The organism is Flavobacterium sp., from assembly GCF_003525665.1.
In the GTDB taxonomy this organism is placed as follows: Bacteria; Bacteroidota; Bacteroidia; order Flavobacteriales; family Flavobacteriaceae; genus Flavobacterium.
On the sequence record NZ_DQDX01000215.1, the window covers coordinates 12246 to 16295 of the forward strand.

Annotated in this window: 3 protein-coding genes; 1 reads left to right on the forward strand and 2 read right to left on the reverse strand. The window is 32.5% G+C overall.

The genetic code is table 11. The features are described 5' to 3' along the window. Positions 1-74: 74 nt before the first annotated feature. Complete coding sequence (locus DIU01_RS14845; RefSeq protein ID WP_290835807.1) at positions 75-2348, forward strand: helix-turn-helix domain-containing protein; 2274 nt, start codon at positions 75-77, stop codon at positions 2346-2348. Here DIU01_RS14845 and DIU01_RS14850 read toward each other — a convergent pair. Beyond that, positions 2345-2728, reverse strand: a complete 384-nt coding sequence (locus tag DIU01_RS14850; RefSeq protein ID WP_290835809.1) for a DoxX family protein — start codon at positions 2726-2728, stop codon at positions 2345-2347. The two genes, DIU01_RS14845 and DIU01_RS14850, sit on opposite strands and share 4 nt — an antisense overlap. An 89-nt stretch (positions 2729-2817) precedes the next feature. Continuing rightward, complete coding sequence (locus DIU01_RS14855; RefSeq protein WP_290835810.1) at positions 2818-3966, reverse strand: DNA polymerase III subunit delta'; 1149 nt, start codon at positions 3964-3966, stop codon at positions 2818-2820. Positions 3967-4050 lie beyond the last annotated feature (84 nt).

The following is a 4050-nucleotide window of genomic DNA, read 5'->3' on the forward strand; positions in this document are numbered from 1 at the left end:
TTTGGAATTTGGAATTTTTTTTATTTGGAATTTAATATCAATTACTTACATTTGTTTTTCTAAAATATAAGCCAATGGAATTCATATCTGCCGAAGCAAAATACGTACTTCAATTCATAAACCAAACCAACCGATCTGTTTTTCTAACAGGAAAGGCTGGAACTGGAAAAACCACTTTACTTAGAGAAATTATCCAAACTACGCACAAAAATTGTGTTGTAGTTGCACCAACCGGAATTGCAGCTTTAAATGCTGGCGGAGTGACCATTCATTCCATGTTTCAACTTCCTTTTGGCGGATTTATTCCAGATAATAACGTTGATGGACAATTTACAGATAGCGTAAAATTTGAATCAAAAGATACGCTTCGACGCCATTTTAGAATGAGTGCTGTAAAAAAAGCGGTGATTCAAAACATGGAATTGCTTATCATTGACGAAGTCAGCATGTTACGATCTGATTTGCTTGATGCCATTGAGTTTATGTTGCAAAGTGTACGAAAGAAAAAACAACCTTTTGGTGGCGTTCAAGTGCTTTTTATTGGCGATTTGCTGCAACTTCCTCCAGTAATTCGTGATGAAGAATGGCGCACGTTACGCAAGTATTACAAAGGAAAATTCTTTTTCCATTCGCATGCAATTTTACAAAATCCACCATTGTATATAGAGTTGTCTAAAATTTTCCGTCAAACGGATGAAAGTTTTATTGATATACTTAATAATCTAAGAAACAATAAGATAACGCAAAGTAACGTGGCTTTTTTGAATCAATTTGTGAAACCAAATTTCGATTTAAAACAAAATAAAGGTTACATAACTTTAACTACGCACAACAATAAAGCTGATGCAATCAATGTGCAATCACTTGCCGATTTAGAAGGAAATTCAAGAAGATATAAAGCAAGAATTGTGGACGATTTTCCCGACAAAATTTTTCCTCTCGAAGAATATTTGGAGTTGAAAATTGGTGCTCAAGTGATGTTTATTAAAAACGATTTGTCATTTGATAAAAATTATTTCAATGGAAAAATGGGTGTAATTCATTCTTTATCCGATGATGAAATTCGCGTACACTTCCCTGAAGAAAATAAAACAATTGACGTAGAACGTTACGAATGGCAGAATATCCGCTATTTTGTAAATCCGATGACGAAGGAAATAGAGGAAGAAGTTTTGGGAACATTCACGCATTATCCTATAAAATTAGCGTGGGCAATCACCGTTCATAAAAGCCAAGGATTAACTTTTGACAAAGCTGCGCTCGATGTTTCGCAAGTTTTTCTTCCAGGACAAGCCTACGTTGCATTATCGCGTTTACGCTCGTTAAATGGCTTAATTTTGCTTTCTCCGCTGCAAATGAATGGTATTTCCAACGACGATGATGTTATGGAATATGCCAACAACAAAGCATCGACCGAAGTTTTACACAATTATTTACAGCAAGACACCAAAAATTACATTCATAACTATCTCAGAAACAGTTTCAATTGGCTAGAATTGGCTCAAGAATGGCGTAATCATAAATTTAGTTATCTAGATTCGGATACTTCTGCTAAATCTAAACACAGAAATTGGGCGGCAAAACAAATGGATTTTTGTGAAAACCTAATCGATCCGGCATCCAAATTCATGTCACAATTAGACAAATTATTTCGAGATGAAACGGTAGATGTTAATTTTATAAACGAAAGAATTCAAGCAGCTTACAATTATTTTTATGAAAAATTAGATACGCTTGTTTACGAAATTCTGTATAAAATTGAAGAGGTAAAGCGAATCAAATTGGTGAAACAGTTTTACGAAGAATTGTTGACTCTAGAAGATTTACAAGTAAATGCCATTTTACGATTAATGAAAGCTAAAAAGTTAATCGAAATTGTAATTGATGAAAAAACCATCAGTAAGCAAAATTTGAATTCTGAAGAAATAAAATCGTATAAAACAAAGAAACTAGAACGCGTTTTTGAAGATTACAAACGCAATAATGTGAGCTTGATTGAAGACAAAGAAAACCTAAGTTTATACGAACCAAAGGCGAAGAAATCGGATAAAACTCCCAAGAAACCTACATCACAAATCACGTATGAACTTTGGGTTGAAAAAAATTCGATAGCAGAAATTGCCAACATTCGAAAACTTACTGAAGGAACCATTTTGTCGCATTTCACCAAACTCATTCAAGATAAAGCTGTTACCATAAACGATATTCTTCCAGAAGATAAAATTGAAGAACTACAAAAATTATTTTATGGTTACAAAGAAGAATCATTAACTCCTTTAAAAGAACAAGTAGGTGATGCTTTTTCGTGGGAAGAATTACGAATGTTTAAGGCGAGTTTGAATGTTTAACTCAACCAATAAACACCTAAAATAGCCACTACAAAATAAATAGCAATCGTTCTTGCGCCATCATAATCTTTAGCTAATCTTTGTCCAAAAAGCATTAGCAATAAAGAAATACAAGAAAAAACGGCTCCATAAAAACCAAACATTCGTCCGCCGTTGATATAAAGTTCTATGATTCCCACAAGACAAAAAATTCCGGCAATTAATTCAAAAGCAAGTAAAATTCCAGTGGTTAACGGAACCAAATTTTTCAAAATAGTTTTCTCAAAATGAGGTTTCAACCAAGCCATATTATCATTCCAATGAAAAATTTTATCGTGCGCCGACATAATAAAAGTTACTGCAAGAAAAGCTAAAACTAAAACAGAAGCGGTATTGTTCATAAAATTGATTTTTATAATAACAAATAAAATTATTTGCTTAATTAAAGGTACAGATTTTATTTAGAAAAATCTATGTTAATCGTTTAAACTTATTTTTTATGAATTAAACGAGTTAGTTTTATAGACAAATCGGTTAAAATAATTTTCGCGTTTCCGTTGCGTTCAATATGATAAGAAGCATCCGATATTTCTTTGAAAATTTCAGTAATATTATTTCCAGTTACAAACGGAGCGAAGTTTTCTAATTTGAATTTATCAACTGTAGGTTCAATATAAACTAATTTTTCTGCTTGATAATTAAGCAATAAAGCTTGACGAAACATATCGATACAATAATTTAAAAATTTCTTTTGCGTTTCTCTTCCCAAACCTGCAATTTGGTCACTCCAAGAAATTAAATCTAAAACAGCAGTCGCATTTCCTTTGGCTCTAAAAGCAGCTCGAACCCAATCTACAAACCATTTTTCAAACGGTAATTCGTCGTTATCTTCATGTAAAATGTGAAGTGCTTTGCTATAATTTCCTTGTGCTTGATGCGCAATTTTATAAGCTACTTTTTCGTCGACTTTTTCACGTGAAACCAAGGCTTCGGTAATTACATTTTCTGGCAAAGCATTAAAATGCAATACTTGACATCGTGAACGAATGGTTTGAATTATATCTTCTTCGTTTTCAGAAATTAAAATGAAAACCGTTTTATCTGTTGGTTCTTCTAGCAGTTTTAAAAGTTTATTGGATGCCGCAATATTCATTTTATCGGCCATCCAAATAATCATAATTTTATAACTTCCTTCTAATGATTTTAAGGCTAATGCTTTTAAAATTTCCTGTGCATCGTCAACTCTAATTTCACCTTGTTTGTTGTTTACACCTAGAGTTTTATACCAATCAAATAATCCGCCATACGGAGTTTCAGTAATAAATTGACGCCAATCTTGAATGAAATCAGTACTTTTTGGTTTTGATTTTACATCTTCTGTAGTAACTGTTGGATACACAAAATGCAAATCGGGATGCGCTAAATGATTGAATTTAATATTGCACGATTCATTTCCGTTTGCATTATCACTTCCAGTATTTTGACAAACAATATATTGTGCGTAAGCAATTGCCATAGCCAATGTACCACTTCCTTCTGGACCAACAAACAATTGTGCGTGCGGAATTCTACCTTGGCTTGCGCTTTTAACCAAGTGATTTTTAATGTGTTCGTGACCTAATATTTCTGAAAACTGCATAGTACAAATATATAAGAAATTAGTAGTTATTCCTTGAAAACAATATGATTTTTTTGTAAGATTATTCTTTTACATTTTAAGAAT